This window comes from Flammeovirga kamogawensis, from assembly GCF_018736065.1.
Classification (GTDB): Bacteria; Bacteroidota; Bacteroidia; order Cytophagales; family Flammeovirgaceae; genus Flammeovirga; species Flammeovirga kamogawensis.
Genome location: NZ_CP076128.1, coordinates 3375516 through 3398615 on the forward strand (window position 1 = coordinate 3375516; position 23100 = coordinate 3398615).

Consider the following 23100-nt stretch of genomic DNA (forward strand, 5'->3'; position numbering starts at 1 on the left):
TAAACTGAATATGCAAATCACAAAAAAATTAGCAATTGGAGCCTTAATGTTAGGTGCTGTTGCTTGTGGAAAAACTGAGAAAGAGACTCCATCAGGAAAGAAATTTACAATTGTTGAAAGTAAAGGCGGTGCTGATATTAATGATAACAATATTGTTGAATTTACTTTAAGTATCTCAACAGAGTCAGACTCTACACTTTTCAATATTACTGAAACAGGAAGAGAGTTTGCTGCAACTAAAGTATTCCCTGATTCTGTAAATAAGCAAGCACAGGAAAAAGGGCAGCAAGTTGATCCTTTATCTGAAATGTTTGGTTTAATGAGCGAAGGAGATAGTGCTCAAATGACTATCGTAGCTTCAGATTTCTTCGGAAAAATGGCTCCTCCTTTCATCAAAGATCCATCTCAAAAAGTAGTTATTGGAGTTTGTGCAAAAAATGTATTTGCTGACGAAGAAGCATACCGTGCTGCTATGGAAGAAAAGCAAAAAGAAGCAATGGCTAAAATGGAAGCTGATGCTGAGAAATACGTTGCTATTGATGATGAATTAATTAAAGAATTTTTAAAAGAGAATAACATTACTAATGCAGAAAGAACAGAGTCTGGATTATACTATGTAGTTACTCAAAAAGGTTCTGGTGCTAACCCAGAAGTGGGATCAAGTGTAAAAGTACACTACACAGGTACTTTATTGGATGGTAAAAAATTCGATAGTTCTGTAGATAGAGGACAACCATTTGAGTTCCCATTGGGTCAACAAAGAGTAATCGCAGGTTGGGACGAAGGTATTGCTTTGCTAAATAAAGGAGCTAAAGCTACATTGTACATCCCTTCGAAATTAGGTTATGGTCCAAGAGGAGCAGGTGGAGATATTCCAGCTAATGCAGTATTGAAATTTGATGTTGAATTGATTGATTTTACAAATCCATCAAAATAATATAATATATTCTAATACAGTGAGTTTACCTTATTTTTTAGGCGTAAATTTGCTGTATTAGATATGCTTTTTTTTATGCTTATCTTTCTCCTTGTGAATTATAAATCTAATAAATAAACCTACTTATCACATGAACAATACTTACAAATTTTTAAATTTCGCGGTCGTATTATCAATGCTAATTGGTTTTTCTGGTTGTATGCAAGACGAAATTGTTGATTATGTATCAAAAGATAATCAAACGCTAGAAGATTATTTAGCAGCAAACGATATCGACTATTGGAAAACGAAGACTTTGCCTACTGGAGGAGTATATATTACTCCAGAAATCATAGGTTACCCAGGTCAATACACTCCTAGTGAAAATGAATCTAGAATTGTAGAGGTAAACCTAGATATGAGAAGATTTGCTCAAGAATTAATGGGCGATGAAAGATTTGATGATCCTGATGATTTAGTAACATCTGTATTCCTTAAGGATCCTAACTATGCATTCTCTATGAATAGAGGAGCAATTTGTATTGGTTTTTATGATGAAGTATTAAATATGATGCTTCAAAACATACAAACAAAAGTAGATACATTTCCTAGAACTTATATTCCATCTTACCTTGCATTTGGAGGTACAGCATCTTCAGGAATTGGTTTAGAATTTAATGATATCGTAACTGCAGAAAATATGTTTATTACACATGTTAGTTACGATTCAATTCAGCGTGTTAGATATGAAAAAGACTCTTTAGTTTTAAAGTATGCTGAAGATACTTTAGGAACTGTAGATCCAGATGATGAACAATTATTTAGTGGTTCTTCTAACGGTAAAGGTCCTGATTATATTTTTAAAGATCTTATCACTGCAGGTGATGGAGCAGGAAAAATTATGGCTGGTGATACAGTTAAAGTTCGTTACGAAGGTAAATTCTTATTACAAGAATGGACTTTAAGAAATTCTGCAACAGGACCAGTATTATTTGATTCAAATACAGCAAAAGATAATAAAGGAGAGTATATTGCATCACCATTCCAAGTGATTATGTACGAATCTTTAGCTGATGCTCAAGAAAATAACGCTTTTGAAACTGTTATTGATGGTTGGTACAAATCAATTTTAACAATGGAAGAAGGAGAAAAAGCTACATTTGTAATGCCTTCTCAAGTATGTTATTGGGAAATAGGAGATAATGCTCAAGTTTCTGATATGTTTAAAACAATCCGTCCTTTCAAACCTTTAGCCTTCGAAATCGAAGTAGTTGAAGTGAAAAGATCGAATAAATAATTTTTTAAAATAGAATATGCAATATCGCATTAAACACTTTTTACTGTTTATTTTTACAGTTTTTTCAACTTTTGCTTGTACACAATCAAGTGAAATACTTAAAGAAGTAGATCCAGACGCAGCAGAGGATTACCTTATCAGACAATTTATAATGGCTGATACAACATTCGATGCTAGTACTGAACAAGAAGTAGTAGACAAGTATTATAAATACGGTGTCTACATGACTACAATTGGTACTACTAATGGTAAACCTGTAGAAACAGACCGAAATATATCTTATGGTGACTCTATGCATGTAACATATACAGGCTGGGTGATGTACGGAAATATTTTTGACAGTAATGTATTAACAGAACAACCTTTCCCAGTTGTTTTAGGTAAAACAAGTGTAATAGAAGGATGGAATATCGCATTATTCGAAATGCACGAACATGAAATTGCTCGTGTAGTAATTCCTTCAAAATATGGATATGGTACATCGGGTAATGGATCAAGTATCCCACCAAATGCATCATTGATATTTGATATTCAGATAGATAGTTTATGGACAGCTGACGAACAGTAGAAAAAAGAAATAAACTTTTTATTACAAAAGCCAAGGATTATTTTAGTATGATCCTTGGCTTTTTTTGTACAATTAAAAAAAATGTCAACAATGCCATATAACTTCTACCAACTGACTATATAAAGTCGTTTAATTACATTAAATTTGTATGTATTGCACTAGATGAATTTCATTGGAAGTGTAACTGATTGTATTTCAGTAAAAAAACAGAATAATATATATGTTAGGTTCAATAACCAAGGCATTCTCTAAGATTTTTGGAACAAAATCGGAAAGAGATTTAAAAGAAATTAGACCTTATTTAGCTAAAATTGATGCAGAGTACAAAAAACTTTCATCAATTTCAGATAACGAATTGAGAGCAAAAACAGCTTATTTCATCGATTATATCGAGAAAGGGCTTGCTAGCATAGACGAAGAAATTACGTCTTTACAAGAATCGGTTGATAACGATCCAAAACTAGATCTTGCATTTAAAGACAAAGCTTTCAAAGATATTGATAAGCTTAAAAATGATCGTAACGACAAATTAGAAGAAATCTTAATGGATCTTTTACCTCAAGCATTTGCTGTAGTAAAAGAAACAGGTAGAAGATATACAGAAAATAAAAAAATAAGTGTAACTGCTTCTGATTATGATCGTGAGATGGCCGTTAAATACGGTAATATCACTATTGACGGAGACACTGCTACTTGGGCAAATGTTTGGCTAGCTGCAGGTGTTGAAGTAGAATGGAACATGATTCATTACGATGTACAGTTACTAGGTGGTATTTTCTTACACCAAGGTAAAGTAGGTGAAATGATGACAGGTGAAGGTAAAACTTTAGTTGGAACATTACCTGCATACCTTAATGCTTTAGCAAAAAGAGGGGTTCACGTTGTAACAGTAAACGATTACCTAGCAAAACGTGACTCGGAGTGGAATGCACCGTTATTTCAATTCCACGGTCTTTCTGTAGATTGTATTGATAAGCATCAACCAAACTCAGAAGAAAGACGATTGGCTTACAGAGCTGATATTACATATGGTACAAACAACGAATTTGGTTTTGACTACCTACGTGATAACATGGCTCGTGATAAAGATGATTTAGTTCAAAGAGAACATCATTTTGCCATGATTGATGAGGTCGATTCTGTTTTAATTGATGATGCTAGAACACCATTGATTATTTCTGGACCTGTACCAAAAGGAGATCAACAAGAAGAATTTGGTGAGTTAAGACCAAAAGTTCAACATTTAGTTGATGAGCAGCGTAAGCAAACTCAAAAAATGCTGAATGATGCCAAAAAGTTAATCAAAGATGGTAATAAGGCTGAAGGTGGTCTTCAACTTCTTAGAGCACATAGATCTCTTCCTAAATATAAACCTTTGATTAAGTTTTTAGGTGAGGAAGGAATGAAACAATTACTTCAAAAAGTTGAAGGGGAGTACATGGCGGACAACAACCGTAGAATGCCAGAAGCAGACGAGCCTTTATTGTTTGTAATTGAAGAAAAAAATAACAGCGTAGAATTAACAGAAAAGGGTATTGCATCTGTGACAGGAGCAAATACACCAGATTTCTTTATTCTTCCTGACTTAGCGACAGGAATAGGCAAAATTGAGCAAGACGAAAATAAGTCTGACGAAGAGAAAGTAGAAGCAAAGGATGCTTTAATAGCAGAATTTGATACTAAATCTCAGCGTATTCACTTGATGAAGCAATTATTAAAAGCCTATACGTTATTTGAAAAAGATGTAGATTACATCTTAGTAGATAACAAGGTTAAAATTGTAGATGAGCAAACTGGTCGTGTTATGGAAGGTCGTCGTTATTCTGACGGTTTACACCAAGCACTAGAAGCAAAAGAGAATGTGAAGATCGAAGATGCTACACAAACTTATGCTACAGTAACTCTGCAAAACTACTTCCGTATGTACCACAAACTAACTGGTATGACTGGTACTGCCGAAACGGAAGCTGGTGAATTCTGGGAAATCTATGAATTAGATGTAGTAACAGTTCCTACGCACCGTCCGATTGTTCGTGATGATAGAGAGGATTATGTATACAAAACAGTAAGAGAGAAATTTAATGCTGTTGCAGAGGAAGTACAAAAATTAGTAGAAGCAAAACGTCCGGTTCTTGTTGGTACTACATCTGTAGAAAACTCTGAAATTATGTCTCGTATGTTAAAAATGAGAGGCATAGAGCACCAAGTATTAAATGCAAAACAACATGGCCGCGAAGCAGATGTTGTTGCAAGAGCAGGTCAACCTGGCACAGTAACAATTGCAACAAACATGGCTGGTCGTGGTACAGATATTAAATTACCAGTAGAAGTAAAAGATGCAGGTGGTTTAGCAATTATTGGTACAGCACGTCACGAATCTCGTCGTGTAGACCGTCAGTTAAGAGGTCGTTCTGGTCGTCAAGGTGATCCAGGATCAACTCAATTCTTCGTTTCTTTAGAAGATAATTTGATGCGTTTATTCGGTTCAGAACGTATTGCAGGTATCATGGATAGATTAGGTCTTCAAGAAGGCGAAGTGATTCAGCACTCTATGATTACAAAATCTATTGAAAGAGCACAACGAAAAGTAGAAGAAAATAACTTTGCTATTCGTAAACGTCTTTTAGAATATGATGATGTAATGAATTACCAAAGAGAAGTAATTTACCGTCGTCGTAGAAATGCACTTTTCGGAGAGCGTTTACAAGTAGATGTAATGAACTCTTTCTATGATGTTGCTACTGTAATTTCAGAAACTCACGTAGGAAACTATGAAGGATTCAAGTTAGATGCTTTAAAAGTACTTGGAATCTCAACTGCTATTGCAGAAGAGGGTTTCCATCAATTAAATGAAGAGCATTTAACTCAAGAATTATATAAAGAGGCTTTAACGCATTATAAAGAAAAGAATGCATTACTTTGGGAGAAAGCAAAACCTGTTTTCGAAAAAGTAAAAGCAGAAAGAGGTGGTGTGGTTGAGAATATTGTGATTCCATTTACAGATGGTCATAAAATGTTCCAAGTGCATGTAAACCTTGAAAAAGCTTTAGAAACAGATGGTGAAACAGTAGTTTCTGCATTAGAGCAAAGTGTAACTTTAGCAGTGATTGACCATTTATGGAAAGATCATTTGCGTGAGATGGATGAGTTGAAACAACAAGTTCAGAACGCTGTTCACGAACAAAAAGATCCTTTATTAATCTATAAATTTGAATCTTTTGAGTTGTTCAAGTCATTTTTAGCAGAAGTAAATGATGAGATTATTACTTTCTTATCAAAAGGACGTATTCCTGTTCAGGAGCAGCCTCCTATGCCAGCACCTCCTCCAATGCCAAAACGAAATGAGCCAAAAGTAACTGCAAATAAAGCAGAAGCAGGTTCGGCATTAGGTCAAGCAGCATCTCCACAAGGTGCAGATATTCCTGAAGCACCAAAAGCTCCTGTAGAAGTAGTGAAACCTCGTCATAGCGAAAAAAGTTATCAGCGTAATGATAGAGTAACTGCTAAATATAAAGATGGAACAGTTAAAAAAGACGTGAAATTCAAATCTGTTGAAAATGACGTTTTAAATGGAGCTTGCGTGATTATCGAAGGTTAATCAAAAGTAAGTTTTGAAATAATTAAGGAGGGTATCTTAAAATCATTTAAGGTATCCTCTTTTCATTATTTTACTTTTTAATAAAATGCTTAACTTTGGCGTTCATAACATTTAAATAAAAATGAAACTATTAATAAAGTACACTCTTCTAGTTGTTTTGATGAGTACATTTGCATGTAAGCCATCGCAAACTGCAAGTACAAAAACATCAGTAGAGTTAATTGATTCAGATTTATCTGCTTATATGCCAAAAGCAGAGATAAAAGATGATACTGCAACAATTCCCCAAGACAATGCGGTATCTGATGATAATGACTTACCTGAAGGTTATGTTAATTCTGAAGTTGATTCAGTATTAGCACACCTATCTGCAAGAGATTTAGGAGGTGTTCCAGTATATAGAATATTGGTTTACTCAGGTAGAGAAAGAAGTAGAGCAGAAGATATAGTCTACAACCTTAGACATCAATTTGGTAACTACGAAGTAGAATTAACTTTTGAGCAGCCAAACTATAAAGTTAGAGCAGGTTATTATTTTGATAGATTAACAGCTCATGGTGTTCACACATCTATTAAAAAGAAATATAAATCAGCATTTTTAATTCAAGAAAAAATGAATGTTGATGAAATCTCTAGAAGAATAAAAAGAGCGAATGACGCAAAAGAAGCAGCTTTAGGTTCTTTAGATGAAGATAAATAATAGTTATCTTTTGAATTAAAGAAAGAGCGATAAGGTTTATATTACTTTATCGCTCTTTTTATTTTATTTTTTCTTTGTACTGCTTTTAATTGTTGCAGCAATATCATCCCAAACAGGACCCGGAATTGTATCTAAATGATTAAACTCTCCAGCACCTTTAAGCCATTCTCCTCCGTCAATAGTCACTACTTCACCATTTACATAAGCAGAAAAATCTGACATTAAATACGCCGCTAAATTGGCTAATTCTTGATGTTCTCCAACTCTACCAACAGGTACTTTACCTGCTTCATCAAATTGTTTTCTAAGATTTTCAGGAAATAAACGGTCCCATGCACCTTTGGTAGGAAAAGGACCTGGAGCAATTGCATTAGATCGAATACCATATTTAGCCCATTCTACAGCTAATGATCTAGTAAGTGCTAGAACACCTGCTTTTGATACAGCAGAAGGAACAACATACCCTGACCCTGTAGATGCATAAGTAGTAACAATATTTAGCATTACTCCTTTATCTCCATTTGCAATCCAATGTTTACCTATAGCCAAAGTAAAGTAATAAGTACCTTGCAAAACAATATCAACAATTGTATCAAATGCTTTGTGGCTTAAACGTTCTGTTGGACTAATAAAGTTACCCGCAGCATTATTTAATAAGCCATCAATTTTCCCAAACTTGTTGGCTGTTTGTTCAATTACATTTTCAATCTGATCATACTTTCTTACGTCGCAAACAACGTAGAAAGGTCTTTTGCCAGTTACTTCTTCTAACTCATTGGCTGCAGCCTCAAGTTTTTCTTCTTTTCTAGAACAAATTGTAACATTTGCACCAAGCTCTAGAAAATATTTCGTCATAGATTTTCCTAGGCCTGTGGCTCCTCCAGTAACAATATATGTTTTACCAGAAAGAGCGTCATCTCTTAGCATTGGTTTGTTGTACATGCTTTATTGGTTTGTGTGTTTATAAATTGGTAGAACTAATATAGTAATGAGATTTGATATAATGAATACTAAATCACTTATTTAAATTATAATAAAGGGTTATCTCTATAAAAGATTATGCTTACATTTATCAAGTAACCTTTATCAGATCAATTAATAATGAGATTATTCTTTATAAATAAAAAAGACTTTGATATAGATAAGTTAAATACCAAGGAAGAAAGAATGCGTTTAGTACGAGATATCGTCGTACTGAATATTATTTTGTTCCAAATGCTTTGGTTGGCTTTTAATTCTCTCTATTCAACACAAATTTTCAAAGACTTTCTAGATTTAATATCCGTAGACTTTACAAGACTTTATGGAAAATATATTTATGAAAACTTCGAAATTGTAGAATTGTTCTTTTCTACTTTTTATCTCTTAGAGTTCTTTCAGTCTTGGTATGAATCATATAAGGATAAACAATTTGCCAAATGGTATTTTTATCCTTTTGTTTATTTCTACGACTTTATTGGTAGTTTTCCAGGTATGCATGTTTTTCGTTTGTTTAGAGTTTTTGCTCTATTAGCAAGATGGCACAAGTTGCAGGTTATCAACTTAGAAAACTTAGGGTTGGTGAGAACAGCCTTACATGTAAAAGAAGTTGTTGTAGAAGAAATCTCTGATGCTGTTGTTATTAATGTATTAGAAAGTGTAAAAGATGAATTAAGTTCTGGAGGTTATGCGAACCAGAAATTTATGTCTGATGTAGTAAAACCTTATCAAGAAAACCTTTCAATATGGATATCTAGAAAAGTAATGCATGCAATGCAAGAAACATATTCTAATAGGCAGCAGGTATTAGAACAATATGTTTCTGTATTGATAGAGGATGCTGTAAAGAATAATGATGAAATGAAAGATATCAAGAAAGTACCAATTGTAGGTGATTATGCATCATCAAGATTGGAAGATGCTATTTCAGATATCGTTTATAAAGTAATAAATGATTTATTTGAAGATATTGCCTCAGAACGGAACGAAGAGGTACTAAAAGAAGTTGTTTATGAAATAATGGAAGGAATGCTATTTTCTAAAACAAAAGATGAAAATGGTAAACTTGTTCAAGAGCTCGGAAGTACTATTCTAGATGCTGTAATTTCTAGAGTAAGTGTAAAACAATGGCAGATGAGAGAGAAAATGTGGGAAGATGAAAAACAAAAAGATTTAGAAGAAAAAAGAAAGCATAGAGAACAGATGACGCAACAAAATCAGATGCAATCTAAAGACTCTATGAAATAATCTAATAAATTTTACTAATTTGCGAAAGTTGTTTAAACGAATTTTATATCATGAATTGGAATCAATTAACAGAAGTCTCTGAACTCGATAATTTATTAGAACTTTCTAAGAAACAAAAAGTAGCAATACTTAAGCACTCAACACGCTGTTCTATAAGTTCTATGGCTTTAAATAGATTAGAAAGAGCTTGGCAAGATGATAATGGCATTGCACCTTATTATTTAGATTTAATCAGATATAGAGATGTATCTAATGCTATTGCTTCAAAATTTGGAGTAGAGCATCAGTCTCCTCAGGTTATTGTTCTTGAAAACGGAAAAGTAACTTATACAGGATCTCATATGGGGATCTCCTACGCAGATATCGTAGCTTAATTTTCAACTTCAGCATATATAAACGTGAAAATTGGTATAATTTGTTATCCTACATACGGAGGTAGTGGGGTAGTAGCAACAGAGTTAGGAAAGTGCTTGGCATCTCAATTGGGACACGAAGTACATTTCATAACATATGATCAACCGACGAGATTAGATTTTTTTGATGAAAATATCTACTATCATAAAGTTGACATTAAGACTTATCCATTATTTAAATATCCTCCTTATGAGTTAGCATTAACCAGTAAGATGGTTGAAGTAGCTGAATCTGAACAATTAGATGTATTACATGCTCATTATGCAATTCCTCACGCATCTGCAGCATATACAGCCAAACAAATCTTAGCCAAAAAGGGAATAAATATGCCAGTAGTTACAACACTACATGGTACAGATGTTACTCTTGTTGGTAAAGATGATAGTTTAGGACCTGTTGTTGCTTTTTCTATAGATGAATCTGATTGTGTAACATCAGTATCAGAAAGTTTAAAAGAAGAAACGTACCAATATTTTGATCTTACTACTGATATTAAAGTAGTTCCTAACTTTGTAGATCTAAATAGGTTTACAAAACATAAAAAAGATCATTTTAAAAAAGCAATTTGTCCTGATGGAGAAAAACTTTTGATTCACGTATCAAACATGCGAGAAGTTAAAAGAGCTGATGATGCTTTAGAGATTTTTAAAAGGGTAAGAGAAAAAATACCTTGTAAACTTTTAATGGTTGGTGACGGACCTGAACGTGCTCGTTTAGAAGAAAAATGCTATGAATTACGTACTTGTAATGATGTGCGTTTCTTAGGTAAGTTAGCAGAAGTAGAAGAAATTTTATCTGTTGCAGATTTGTTCCTTATGCCTTCAGAAAAAGAAAGTTTTGGACTTGCTGCTTTAGAAGCAATGGCTTGCGAAGTGCCTGTAGTTTCTTCTAATGCAGGTGGTATACCAGAAGTCAATATCCAAGGGGTTACTGGTATGATGAGTAATGTTGGAGACGTTGAAGATATGGCGAAGAATGCTTTATATATTTTAGATGATGAAAACCTTCCTCGCTTTAAAGAAAATGCATTAAAACAAGCACAACGTTTTAATATAGAAGAGATTTGCCCTCAATACGAAGAAGTTTATAAGGAAGCAATAGAGAAATCAAAGGCAAACTTTTAATCAAATTGTAAGTGAGATTGCATAAAAAAAACCTAGTAATTGATGAATAATTACTAGGTTTTTTTATTAAAAATATTCTCTTCTAAGCTTCAATAAGACCTAGAATTTCTTTCAATTTACCAATAGTAATATCAATTTCTTCTTTCTTATTTTCTTTAGAGAAAGAAAAACGGATACTTGTACGTTCAGTATCTCCTCCAATACCAGCAATTACATGAGACCCTTGAGAGGCTCCACTACTGCAAGCACTACCACCAGAAACAGATATTTTTTGTAAATCTAAGGCAAATAGTAGCATGCTATTTTTTTCTGAAGGAGGGAAGCTTACATTTAGTACGGTATATAAACTGTTTTCTAAATCTGCACTCATTCCATTAAATTGAACATTATCAATATGTTCAATTAATTGCTCTTTCATGTATTGCTTCACATCTTTAATATGAGCAGTATGACTTTCCATTTGCTCTGTAGCAATGTCTAAGGCTTTTGCTAAACCAACAATACCCCATACATTTTCAGTACCAGAGCGAACTTCTCTTTCTTGTCCGCCACCTTCTATTAAAGCAGGCATTTGAGTACCTTTTTTTACATATAAAAAGCCACTTCCTTTAGGCCCATGAAATTTATGAGCAGCTCCAGCCATTGAATGTACATGTAGATCTTTAACATCAACAGGAAAATGACCAATACTTTGAACAGTGTCTGAATGGAAATAAGCTCCTGCAGTCTTACAAAGTAGACCAACTTTCTTTATGTCAAGAATATTACCAATTTCATTATTGGCATGCATTAAAGTAACTAGAGTTTCTTCTCCTTTTTCTTGCAAAAGGTTTTCTAATTGTGATAAGTCTAAGTTCCCTTCTTTGTCACAATCTAAGAATATCAATTCTAAACCAAGGTCTTTAGAAAGATGTTCTGTTATATGTAAAACGGCATGGTGCTCTAACTTAGAAGTAATAATTCTTTTAAGTCCATAAGCTTTAACCAAACCTTTGATGGCTATATTATCAGATTCAGTACCTCCAGATGTAAAAATGATTTCTGATGGTAATGCATTAATTGCTTTTGCTATTTGTTTTCGAGCGCTCTCTAACATGGCTTTAGAAGCTCTACCGTGTGCATGGGTAGAAGATGGATTACCATAAACAGAATCCATAACTTCAATCATAACTTCCTTAACTACAGGGTCTAAAGATGTGCTAGCAGCACTATCAAGATAAATGCTCATATATGTTTTATTTAGAATTGGTTGGTATGCGAAAGTTTTAGACATTCCAAAGAATGCAAAGTATATAAAAAAACGGACAATCATAAGAGATTGTCCGTTTGATTAGAATATATTATGAAATTGATTATCAGTGATTTATGTGTTTATAAATCAATGTAATAAATTTAATTATTCATTTGTAGATGTATCTCCTTCAACATCGTCAGAAGTTTCTTCTGTACTTTCGGTAGCCTTTTGATCAACTACAGGAAGCTCTTCTTCATCATCTGCTTTGAAAGAGATAATTTCTTTGATGTCTGAAATTATTTTTTGAGCTAAATGCTCAGCAGTTCTTTCAGAATCAGATTCAGAGTAGATACGAATAATAGGTTCAGTATTCGATTTTCTCAGGTGAACCCACTCTTTACCAAATTCAATTTTCACACCGTCTAAAGTGTTAATTGGTTGGTTTACGTAGCGCTCTTGAATTTTAACTAAGATATGATCAACATCAATCTCAGGAGTCAATTCAATTTTATTTTTAGAAATATGGTAATCAGGGAATGATTTACGAAGCATATTTGCCGTACCATTATAATTAGCAAGTTTTGATAAAATCAAAGCAATACCAACTAAAGCGTCTCTACCATAATGTAATTCTGGTAAAATAACACCTCCGTTACCTTCTCCACCAATAATAGCATTGGTTTCTTTCATCATCTTTACAACGTTTACCTCTCCAACAGCAGATGCTGTATAAGTACCGCCATGTTTTTCAGTAACATCACGGAGTGCACGTGTAGAAGACATGTTAGAAACTGTATTGCCTGCTGTTTTTTCTAAAACATAATCGGCAACAGCAACTAGCGTATATTCTTCGCCAAAAGGAGTACCATCTTCTGTTACTAATGCTAATCTATCAACATCAGGGTCAACAATAATTCCTAAATTGAAATTACCATTTTCTAGTGTTCTACAGATCTCATTAATATTTTCAGGAAGTGGTTCTGGGTTATGAGGGAATTTCCCGTTTGGTTCACAGTATAATTCTTCAATAGTATTTACACCTAAAGCTTTTAAAAGTTTAGGCACGGCAATACCGCCTGTAGAATTAACACAATCAATAACCACTTTAAAATCTTTAGCTTTAATTGCTTCAACATCAACTAAAGGAAGAGCTAAGATCTTCTCAATATGTTTGTCAATGTAAGTATCATCAGTAGTTACAGAACCAGTCTGTTTATAATCTGCAAACTCAAAGTTTCCTTCGTCAGCGTTTGTCAAGATTTCTTGCATAGCTTCTGCAGAGATAAATTCTCCTTTAGAATCTAATAATTTAAGGGCATTCCAGTTAGCAGGGTTATGACTCGCAGTAAGGATAATTCCTCCTGCAGCTTCCTCAAGCTCTACAGCAAGTTCTACAGTAGGTGTTGTTGATAGACCAAGATCTATAACATGGATACCCATAGCTTGTAGCGTACCTGAAACGATATCAGCAAGCCATCCGCCAGAAACGCGAGCGTCTCTACCAAGTACAACTTTTTTACTGTTTTCTGAATTTTCTAATATCCACTTTGCGTAAGTAGATGAAAATTTTGCGGCATCAACAGGGTTTAATGATTCTTCAGTAGAACCACCAATTGTTCCTCTAATGCCAGAAATAGACTTAATTAAGGTCAAGGCTCAAAAAATTTGATTAGGAGACAAAAATAAACTAATTAATGATACGATCTAGGTAATTAACATACTTATTTCAAATGTTACTCAGAAATAGATTGATAAGCCCCTTGATTATCAAGTATATGAATCTTATTGAAAGTGATTTTATTTTCTATTAAATCAAGGTATTTTTTATTTGGTAGTATTAAACAGTCTGTCTTCAGTAGTTTATTAGGTTTTTGTTTTGCTGAATAGAGTAATATATCTGTAGAATCGGTAAGTGTTTCATCACTAATAAATTGATTAACCCAAAGAATATGTTTTTTACCAAAGTAGGTATATATCCCTTGGTTTGGAGTTAAAAATGTTGTTTTCCTATTTTCATACAAAGATTGATGAGGTTGGATAATTGTTGTTGAATTAAATTGAGTAGTGTCTGTAGTAAATGTGGTTATTGTGTTATTTTCAGATAAACTAATTATTGGTGTTGAAGATTGATAGATGGTTATACTTTTTTTTCTAATCTGAAACTGATGTGAAATTTGTAAAAAAATACAGCAAAAAAAGCAGATGAAGCTTACGCTATTCAAGTTCTTTTTTTGATAATAGATACTATAGAGTAAACTAAAAATACTAAAATATAGACTTATTGCAGCAAGGGGTGATAAATGAATGTGTGGTAATTGGGGTAATTGAGAAAAGATATTAAGCCATGCTAATAATCCCTTAAAAGTAGCCAAGAATAGAAAGTGGATGTAAGGTACCACCACAGGAAAAAGAAAACTAATTAAAATAATTGCTATACCTGAATACATTAAAATACTGATTAAAAAACCACTTAATAAACCAGAAAAAAGACTGTAAATTGGTATAAAATGAAAATGATAAGCCACTACAGGGAGTGTGCCTAATTGTGCTAATACTGATATAGTTATTAAAGAAATAAACACTCTCGGAAAAACAGATAACTGTAAAATATCTTCCCAATAAGGAAATAGAGTGATACTAATAACTGCAAAAAAAGACAATTGAAAACCAATAGAAAATACAAAGAGTGGATTATAAATTAATAAACAAAAACAGGTAAAACCTATAGTATTTAAAGGGTTTGACTTCTTTCTCAATAAATAACTTATAGTAAGTAAAGTAAACATACTTGCTGCTCTTAGAATTGATGGAGAATTGCCTACTATAAAAGCATATATCCAAATTATTAGTATTTGTAAGATGAGTAGAAATCTATGTGATTTTTTTCCTAAGAACCTTTTCCAGCTCATTAAAATATTTAATAAAAATATGATAATACCAATATGCATTCCTGATAATGCAAGCATATGCATATTTCCAGATTTCTTAAAAATATTATCTAGTTCAGGAGTCATTTCAGACTTATCACCTAAAAGTAAAGAGTAAGCAATTCCTTTTGTTGTAACTGTAAAATGTTGGTTTATCAATGAATCAATTCTATACCTGAATGTACTTATCTTTTCTTTTTGGGCGATATGAATCACCTTATAATTTTTGAGGTATGCTTTATATATTATGCCTTTTGATATTAGGTTTTTATTAAAATCAAATGCTTCAGGGTTGTTTGTAGGGTATATTTTTTTCAATTCAGATACAGGAATAACAATAATGTCATTTTTACATAAACTGAGGCAGTCTTTTTGAGTTTGGAAATATATTTTCTGATAGGTATTGGAAGTGATTTCACCAAAAAAGCTATTTGATTTTATATTTTTTTTTAGATCAGAAGTAATTAAAACACTAACATGAGATGTTTTTTGATCTATTGGTTCAATAAATTTATAAGGTTGTGTTATACCTATTCCAATAGTAAAAATGAAGAGGTACATTATTAAAGTTACCCATAAAAAGTATCCTATTATCCGTTTACCAAAATGATAGAAAATAACCATACTTACCCATAAAAATAGAGAGATATGATATATAGGAAGTAAAGTATTGAGTGCATACCAAGCATATAATATCCCAAGTATTAATGGAATACTAACCTTAAAAAAAGGAGCATTGTTAATCATGATCGTTAAGAAATAATTAGTTCTAGTTTGCTCTAATGTCTGATTTATGCGTAAAAGTGATGCAATAAATCAAAACACTATCTATTTTTGAGTTACAAACATATTTATTTCTAACTGAACATGAAAAGATTAATCACCTCAATATTTCTTTTATTATTTCTAATAGCCTGTGGAACATCCTCGGAGAATGAACAAGATTCTGAGAATGTAGAAGCAGAAAGTATTTTTGATTTTTTTGAGGATGAAGAGGAAATAATAGTAAAAGAGGTACCAAAAATAGATAATAAAGTACCTATGTTAGAGACTTTGCCAACACAAGAGGTAGAGGTAATAATTGAGAAAGAAGAAATTATTATAGAACCTGAAAAGGAAATTGATATAGAAACAACGAAAACTGAAGCGGCTGCTCCCGTTGCAGAGGTAATTGTTATTCAACCAGGTGAAGTAAGAAATTTAATTTTTGATCAGGAACTACAAGAAGTAGATTTTCAGGAATTTTCTTTAAGGATAGTTTTGTCTAAAGATTTAAAAATAAGAAAGATAAATATTTCTGATAAAGAAAAGTCTAGAGGTTTATTGCATAGATACAAAACGGAACATTCTTATTTTGATGTTTATGATATGACAAAAGCAATAAACTGGAGTGGAGCAGGAAATTTTGCTGAATTTGGGCAGGGTTTTTACGAAAACTCAAAAGGTGTATCAAATGGTAAGTTTGGAGTTTTTGCAAAAAGAAGAGCGTATAGTTTTAATGCTAAAGTAGCATTTGATCAAGATTTAAATTATTCAAACATAAAGAAATTAAAATCTGAGTCGGTATCATCAAAAAATAAGTTAGAACCAGTAAAGGTTATCTTTTTTGGTAAAGGAAATTTAGGATATAGATTGATGTACAATGAAAATGTTCCAGCTACTGTAGCTGCAATTAATTCTATGTATATCTATTAATGATCGTCTACAATAAAGTTAAAATTAAAGTTGACAACAATACTTTGGTCTACTTTAACCATTCCCATCATCTTTTTAGGAGGGGTAATATTGTAGTCTAAAATATTAATCACTTTAGAACCTTTAATCTGAAAGTTTTTACCTTCTTTGTGAGTAACTACATAAGTTATTTTTTCAATTCTTTCAGCACCGGCAATGATCATGCTGGCCTTTCCCTCGCCTTTAATCACTTTACTTTCACTGTCTTGATAAATAAACATTGAAAGTAATTTCATAGAAATTTTTGGATATTGTTTTTCATAGAGCAAATCACTAAACTCCTTGTTCATCAGTGCAATTCCACAGTCAAAACATGCTACTGCAAAATCTAGCCCTGTATGTTGAACAGGAGAGGACTCTTTAAAAATATTTTGAGTCAGTTTTAACTCACTTTGAATGGTTTCCTTATAGATACAGTTAAAAGAGTTGATATTTGTTTTACCATCTATCACCATACTAGAATCTGGAATAACCTCTAGAATGTATTTTGTAGGAATGTTATCACTTTTATTTTGAGCAAATAGCTGTAGTGATAATAAAAAGAAAATTGTAGTAGTAATTAAAGCACGCATTTTGCGAAATAATCTTGTAAGTGTAGTAATACATTGTAAAATTAAGTAAAATCGTAGTTTCTAAAAAAAAAGACTATCAAAAGAGTATATAATAGATGTTACTCTTTATATATATTATGCATCATTTAAAACTCTGAACATGAATCAGTATACATTAAAAGTAAAAGAAGTAGTTAATGAAACTGCTGATACAGTTACTATAAAATTTAAGCAGCCTTTATTTAAAAAAGTACAATACCAATCTGGTCAATTTTTGACAATTGTAAGTACTATAGACGATAAAAAAGTAAGGAGATCGTATTCTATGTCTTCTACACCTTTATTAGATACTACTGTAGATATTACTGTAAAAAGAATTGAAGGAGGTTTAGTGTCTAATTACCTTAACGATAATGTAAAAAATGGTGATGCTTTAGAAGTCTCAGAGCCTTTAGGTCAGTTTACATTTGAGCCGGACAAAGAAGTATCAAGAAATTTAATTTTTTGGGGAGCAGGTTCTGGAATAACACCTTTATTCTCTATGATTAAAAGTGCATTGTTTTTTGAAAACTCATCAAAAGTTACTTTGGTCTATGGAAATAGAAACGAAGATTCGATAATATTTAAAGAGCAACTAGAAGAGTTGAAAAAGAAATTTGAGGACAGGTTAGAAATTGTACATGTTTTAAGTAGACCCTCTACTGCTTGGGGCGGTTTTGCAGGAAGAATTGATGATGTAGTTTCTGTAAATATCTTAAATAGACTTTCTCTAGTAAATACTGTGCATTATTTGTGTGGTCCTGAAGGAATGATGACAGCAGTGAAGAGTGCTTTACAACGTTTTAAAGTTCCAGGAAATAAAATTTATAATGAAAGTTTTGTTCCTGCTTCAGGTGATGAACATAGTAGTGATGTTAGTGAGCAAAATGTTTCTATAACGGTAGACGGAGATGAACATCTAATTCAGGTAAATCCAGATACGACGATACTAGAAGCGGCATTAGATGCAGGTTTAGACGTTCCATATTCTTGTCAAAATGGAGTATGTACTGCATGTATGGGGCAATGCACTTCTGGAAAAGTAGAGATGGGAGATTCTACAGTGTTATCAGAACAAGAAAAGAAAGATGGTTATATATTAACATGTATTAGTCATCCTTTAACCGAAGATGTTAAAATCACTTATAAATAGTACTGTTATTTATATTTGTTTACTTTTTTTTGTTAATGAATCTTGGAATATTGAAATTTTAGTATTTACTTTGAGACATCGAAAGATTGAAGAAAACAAAGAACCCTTTGTCTATAAGACAAAGGGTTACTCCAACTCCTCTTCAATCTGTTCATTTCGCTAAACTTATATTTTGAATATTTACTATCACCTATATAAATAGAATTTTTTAGTAAAATATTTTTTCATATCTATTTGTAAACAGTCTTTTCAATCTATTCATCTGACATTGATTAACTGAATTACTACCTAATCAACTCCTCTTCTCTTTTCTTCTATTCATCTGATATTATCATCTATTCATCTGACATTATCTTTATGTTGATTACATTATAACTTAACGGGTTCTCCTGTTCAAGGTTATGATTATCACATTTAATTAACGTATTTTTCTTTTTTTTATGAACTCTTTTTTATCATTCGGGTTTATTTTTTAATCTTAGAAAAATACAAAATTTCATTTTTTAATATTATTAGACCTATTATTCTCTCAATTTATCAAAAGGTTAGAAGCTGATTTATAAATATGGTTTTTAACGTTTATAACTAAATAAAAAAGCCTCTTCTGAAATAATTTAGAAGAGGCTCTTTTTGTATGTAAAAATTAGAGATTATTTCTCTGTATTATTAAAGTCAGTTAATAGTTGTCTTACATCAGAAACTGTCTTTAAGTTGTATCTAGCAGCTGATGCTCCTAAACCTACTTTAATTGTATAAGACTTCTTTGGTAAAGCAAGGAATGTATCTTCATCAGTAACATCATCGCCAGCGGCAAATACAAAGTCATATTTGTCATCAGAAAGGAATTTAAGTGCAGCCTTACCTTTGTTGACATCTTGGCTTTTTACTTCAACAACTTTATTTCCGTGCATTACTTGTAAGTTCATGTTAGAAACAAGGTAGTTTAAGTTTCCAACAAGTTCTCTTGCTCTTAAATCTCCAAAATCTGCATCTGCTTTTCTATAATGCCATGCAATAGAGAAGGCTTTCTCTTCAACAAATGATCCTGGAGTACGATCAACATAACGGTCAAGCATTCTGCTAATTTTTGATTTCCAATCAGAATTTAGATTATCAATCATTTCAAAGTCAGCATCACCTCTTCTAAGCCAAATACCATGTTCTGCTATAATATCTACTTTAAAGCCTTCAAACCATGCTTCTAGAGTTTCTTTATCTCTACCACTAATAATAACAACTCTATTTTTAGGATCAGAAGTTAGATTAGTCATTATCTCTTTTAATTCTTGATCTGGAGATACGGATTGAGGGTCTGCCGCAAAGCCTTTTAGCGTACCATCATAATCTAAAAATATAATTCTATTTTGAGCGTTGGTATATTTTTCTAACATTCTTTTTTGTGATTTTGCAGGCAATAAACGCATGTTCATTGCAGTTTGTCTTTCTTTGATATTATCTAGTTGATTCATAAATATTTCAACCCATCTATGAACATTGTATCGTCTTACTTTTTTCTGCATTTCTTTCATACGACTACGTTGTTCCTCTTCAGGCATAGTAAGTGCAGAATAGAGAGCGTCTACAATTTGATTTTCATCATTAGGGTTAATAAGAATAGCTTCCGAAAGTTCTTTAGCAGCACCTGCCATTTCACTTAGAATAAGTACTCCTTGTTGGTCTGTTTTACTTGCTACATATTCTTTACAAACGAGGTTCATGCCATCTCTTAATGGAGTAACTAGAGCTACGTCAGAAGCTTTATAAAGAGCAGATAAGCCTTCAAAACTAAAAGATCTATAGAAGTAATGAATAGGAGACCAATTCATTCTACTGTACTTACCATTTACTTTACCAACTAAAGTATCAATTTCTTCTTTTAAGTGCTGGTATTGGTCCACCTTGTCTCTTGATGGTACCACAAGAAGTATTAATGAAACTACCCCTTGGTATTCAGGGTAACGAGATAAAAACTTATCGAAACCGAGTAGTCTATGTTTTATACCTTTGCTATAGTCAAGTCTATCAATAGAAAGAATTGATTTGTTTTTACTAAGAAGGTCTCCATAAGCAATTACTTTTTGCTTAGTTTTAGAGGAATCTGCTGCTTGTTCAAACTTATCGTAATCAATACCCATTGGGAAAGCATCAACAGATACAAGTCTGTTTTTTACTTTTACTAACCCAAGTGAGCTATCATAACCTAATAACCTATTTACTGAGCTTAAAAAGTGTCTCATATCATCGTAAGTATGAAAGCCAATTAAGTCAGCTCCTAATACGCCATCAAGTGTTTCTTTACGCCAAGGCAGTAAACGGAAAATCTCGTAAGAAGGAAATGGGATATGTTGAAAGAAACCTATTGTAGCATTAGGTAACGCATCTCTTAACATTCCTGGTAGAAGTAGTAACTGATAGTCATGTACCCAAATTGTATCTTCAGGTTCTGCATGGTCTAAAATAGCGTTACAAAATAATTGGTTTACATGTACATAAGCATCCCAGAGATCTAACTCATAAGTTGCATATTCTGTAAAATAATGAAATAATGGCCAAAGTGTTTTATTTGAATACCCTTCATAAAATTTCTTTACTTCATTTTTTGTAAGAAATACAGGTGCCATATTATCTTTTTTAAGCTCTTTGGCAATATGCTCTTGTTCTTTCTGATCATGATCATATGTTCCTGGCCAACCTATCCAGAGGTTTCCACCTTGTTTATAAGTTGTGCTTAACCCAGTTGCTAACCCTCCAGAACTTGGATGAAAACTTAGAGAGTTATCAGCGTTTTTATTAACAGTTACAGGTAGTCGATTTGAGACAATGATTGTTTTTTTTGCCATTTTTAATGTTAGTTTAATTTGATTACTTGCTTACTCAGAAATATATAGATGTGAGTTTTAAAGTATTTTCTGAAAGATCTGTTCCCAATTAATAAAACACCACATACCTAATGCCCCCACAACAAGTCCGGTAATGATACCGAATAGAAGCATTTTTTGATTATGTTTTCGTTCTTTTAATTTAATTTCTAATTCAATTTCTTCTGGTAATTCAGATATTAATAAAAGGTGGTTTTCTCTTTCTTCAATTTTCTCATCAAAGTCTTTGAGTTCCTTATTTTTATTATCTATAATTTCTTGATAGTTCTCAAGTACATGAAGTACACTTTCTTTAGATTGTTTTAAATCATCGAAAAGGTCATCTAATTCTTGATCACTAATAGGTTTCTTTTTTTCAAAAGGAAAATAAATATAGACCCATAGTACTATTGTAAAAATAAAAAAACCGCCAACCCACCACCATAGGTAGTATTGAAAGTTATGGATTAGTTGGAACCATACATCATTCATAAAAAAATATGTTTTCTTTGCGTCTTTTTTTTACTAAAAAGTGATATTACAATTTACAATTATTAATTTTAAACTAAATAAAGACGGATGAGATTATTCGTTTAATTTAATATCTATTTGCTAAATGTGAATAAAACTTAACGTTACAGGTAGGGTTAAATCAATTACTGTTGTATTATTAATGACTGTTAATATTTAGTTATTGATACTACACACTCAAAAAAGAATTATACATGACTGGAGAGGAACACGATGACTTTGTAAAAAAAGGAATTCGTAAATTTAGTGATGGGAGTAAGGTTTCAGAAGAGAAAAATTCTGATCCGGACGAGATATTATTAAATAAAATTTCTACAACACTTAATCAAAAAAGTATTCCAAATTCTAACATTTCTTCTAATCAAGCATGGGATTCTATTCAGAAATCAATAACTGATAATAAAGAAGAGAAAAGTAGAGTACTAACTTTCTTTCAAAAAAAACATATAAATATTGCAGCAGCAGTATTAGGAGTTTTTGTAGGCTTATATGCTCTGTATTTTTTTTCGAATGGTATTCATAGTATTAATCCTTCTGATGGTACTTTAGAATATACATTTCCAGATGGCTCTGTTGCGTTTTTAAAAAAAGGATCTAATATTAAATATTTGAGTATTCCATTTGATGGGCAAATATATTTAGATGGACATGCACAATTTAATATTTCACCTTTAGAAGATGGTGGTAAAGTTTTTGAAATTAAGACAAAGCGTAGTGTTATTAAGGCTCATCCTTCAAGTAATTTTGATATAAGAGATGATAACTTTATTTATCAACTTACAAATATTGGATCGAAAGATATTAATTATAGATCATCTAAAGATGAGCCAAATTTATTTAAAACGTTGAATCAAAAAGATATGATTTCATCGTTTGGAACAAATTTACCGCAACCAATAACATCTCATCTACATCATACGTTGTGGACAAAAGGTGTTTTTAAATATGAATTGGCTAATGTTGAGATGGTTTTTTCTGATTTTGAAAAACAATACGGAGTTACAATAAATCATTCTATAGATTTTACAGGTAAAGAATTCACAGGGGTATTTCGTGATGATAATGTAAATAGTGCTATGAAGGAAATCTGTAATTATCTGAAATTAGATTTTGTATTAGCAGGTGAAAAGGTTATTCTTTCTGAAATGAAATAATTAAAGCTTATCAAAAATAACCTCTAGTATAAAAAAAACTCCTACTTAATTAAAAGTAGGAGTTTTTTTTATCCAA

At 32.1% G+C, this 23100-nt stretch carries 18 protein-coding genes; 11 read left to right on the forward strand and 7 right to left on the reverse strand.

Features of this window, described 5'->3' with window-relative positions; all coding sequences use genetic code 11:
• The first annotated feature begins 10 nt into the window (after positions 1–10).
• The 5 genes from KM029_RS13465 (at position 11) to KM029_RS13485 (ending at position 7079) form a co-directional block, all read left to right on the forward strand.
• On the forward strand, positions 11–937 hold the full coding sequence (locus KM029_RS13465) for an FKBP-type peptidyl-prolyl cis-trans isomerase (protein ID WP_144073755.1): 927 nt from the start codon (positions 11–13) through the stop codon (positions 935–937).
• A gap of 130 nt (positions 938–1067) precedes the next feature.
• Positions 1068–2213, forward strand: a complete 1146-nt coding sequence (locus KM029_RS13470) for an FKBP-type peptidyl-prolyl cis-trans isomerase (protein ID WP_144073756.1) — start codon at positions 1068–1070, stop codon at positions 2211–2213.
• A gap of 16 nt (positions 2214–2229) precedes the next feature.
• Entirely contained in the window at positions 2230–2781 is a 552-nt protein-coding gene (locus KM029_RS13475; protein WP_144073757.1) for an FKBP-type peptidyl-prolyl cis-trans isomerase, read from the forward strand.
• 220 nt (positions 2782–3001) lie between these two features.
• Positions 3002–6379: a preprotein translocase subunit SecA gene (gene secA, locus KM029_RS13480; RefSeq protein WP_144073758.1), complete on the forward strand. Its 3378-nt coding sequence runs from the start codon at positions 3002–3004 to the stop codon at positions 6377–6379.
• A gap of 121 nt (positions 6380–6500) precedes the next feature.
• Complete coding sequence (locus tag KM029_RS13485; RefSeq protein ID WP_144073759.1) at positions 6501–7079, forward strand: hypothetical protein; 579 nt, start codon at positions 6501–6503, stop codon at positions 7077–7079.
• 63 nt (positions 7080–7142) lie between these two features.
• Here the strand turns inward: KM029_RS13485 and KM029_RS13490 are convergent, their stop codons facing one another.
• Complete coding sequence (locus KM029_RS13490; RefSeq protein WP_240050304.1) at positions 7143–8021, reverse strand: SDR family oxidoreductase; 879 nt, start codon at positions 8019–8021, stop codon at positions 7143–7145.
• Between the two features lie 159 nt (positions 8022–8180).
• Here KM029_RS13490 and KM029_RS13495 point away from each other — a divergent pair, with 159 nt between their 5' ends.
• From KM029_RS13495 to bshA, 3 genes are read left to right on the forward strand one after another with little or no spacing between them, the layout of a single operon-like run.
• Positions 8181–9305: a hypothetical protein gene (locus KM029_RS13495; protein ID WP_144073760.1), complete on the forward strand. Its 1125-nt coding sequence runs from the start codon at positions 8181–8183 to the stop codon at positions 9303–9305.
• A gap of 50 nt (positions 9306–9355) precedes the next feature.
• Positions 9356–9679, forward strand: a complete 324-nt coding sequence (gene ytxJ, locus KM029_RS13500) for a bacillithiol system redox-active protein YtxJ (protein WP_144073761.1) — start codon at positions 9356–9358, stop codon at positions 9677–9679.
• Positions 9680–9703: 24 nt separating this feature from the next.
• Positions 9704–10843 carry an N-acetyl-alpha-D-glucosaminyl L-malate synthase BshA gene (gene bshA / locus KM029_RS13505; protein ID WP_144073762.1) on the forward strand — a complete coding sequence of 380 codons (1140 nt, stop codon included), beginning with the start codon at positions 9704–9706 and terminating at the stop codon, positions 10841–10843.
• An 82-nt stretch (positions 10844–10925) separates the two neighbouring features.
• Here bshA and KM029_RS13510 read toward each other — a convergent pair whose 3' ends face one another.
• The 3 genes from KM029_RS13510 to KM029_RS13520 all read right to left on the reverse strand — a co-directional run bounded on the left by KM029_RS13510 (position 10926) and on the right by KM029_RS13520 (position 15751).
• Complete coding sequence (locus KM029_RS13510; RefSeq protein WP_144073763.1) at positions 10926–12071, reverse strand: cysteine desulfurase family protein; 1146 nt, start codon at positions 12069–12071, stop codon at positions 10926–10928.
• A 168-nt stretch (positions 12072–12239) separates the two neighbouring features.
• Entirely contained in the window at positions 12240–13730 is a 1491-nt protein-coding gene (gene glmM / locus KM029_RS13515) for a phosphoglucosamine mutase (RefSeq protein ID WP_144073764.1), read from the reverse strand.
• 80 nt (positions 13731–13810) lie between these two features.
• Complete coding sequence (locus KM029_RS13520; RefSeq protein WP_144073765.1) at positions 13811–15751, reverse strand: ComEC/Rec2 family competence protein; 1941 nt, start codon at positions 15749–15751, stop codon at positions 13811–13813.
• 120 nt (positions 15752–15871) lie between these two features.
• Here KM029_RS13520 and KM029_RS13525 point away from each other — a divergent pair, with 120 nt between their 5' ends.
• Positions 15872–16699 (forward strand): hypothetical protein, encoded by an 828-nt coding sequence (locus tag KM029_RS13525; RefSeq protein WP_144073766.1) that lies wholly within the window; start codon positions 15872–15874, stop codon positions 16697–16699.
• Here KM029_RS13525 and KM029_RS13530 read toward each other — a convergent pair.
• Complete coding sequence (locus KM029_RS13530; RefSeq protein WP_144073767.1) at positions 16696–17310, reverse strand: hypothetical protein; 615 nt, start codon at positions 17308–17310, stop codon at positions 16696–16698. The two genes, KM029_RS13525 and KM029_RS13530, sit on opposite strands and share 4 nt — an antisense overlap.
• Positions 17311–17449: 139 nt before the next feature.
• Between KM029_RS13530 and KM029_RS13535 the strand changes: the two genes are divergently transcribed.
• On the forward strand, positions 17450–18481 hold the full coding sequence (locus tag KM029_RS13535) for a ferredoxin--NADP reductase (RefSeq protein ID WP_144073768.1): 1032 nt from the start codon (positions 17450–17452) through the stop codon (positions 18479–18481).
• Between the two features lie 650 nt (positions 18482–19131).
• Here the strand turns inward: KM029_RS13535 and KM029_RS13540 are convergent.
• Positions 19132–21321 carry a bifunctional alpha,alpha-trehalose-phosphate synthase (UDP-forming)/trehalose-phosphatase gene (locus KM029_RS13540; protein WP_144073769.1) on the reverse strand — a complete coding sequence of 730 codons (2190 nt, stop codon included), beginning with the start codon at positions 21319–21321 and terminating at the stop codon, positions 19132–19134.
• Positions 21322–21378: 57 nt separating this feature from the next.
• Entirely contained in the window at positions 21379–21831 is a 453-nt protein-coding gene (locus tag KM029_RS13545; RefSeq protein ID WP_144073770.1) for a hypothetical protein, read from the reverse strand.
• A 233-nt stretch (positions 21832–22064) separates the two neighbouring features.
• Here KM029_RS13545 and KM029_RS13550 point away from each other — a divergent pair, with 233 nt between their 5' ends.
• Positions 22065–23024: a FecR domain-containing protein gene (locus KM029_RS13550; RefSeq protein WP_144073771.1), complete on the forward strand. Its 960-nt coding sequence runs from the start codon at positions 22065–22067 to the stop codon at positions 23022–23024.
• The last annotated feature ends 76 nt before the right edge of the window (positions 23025–23100 follow it).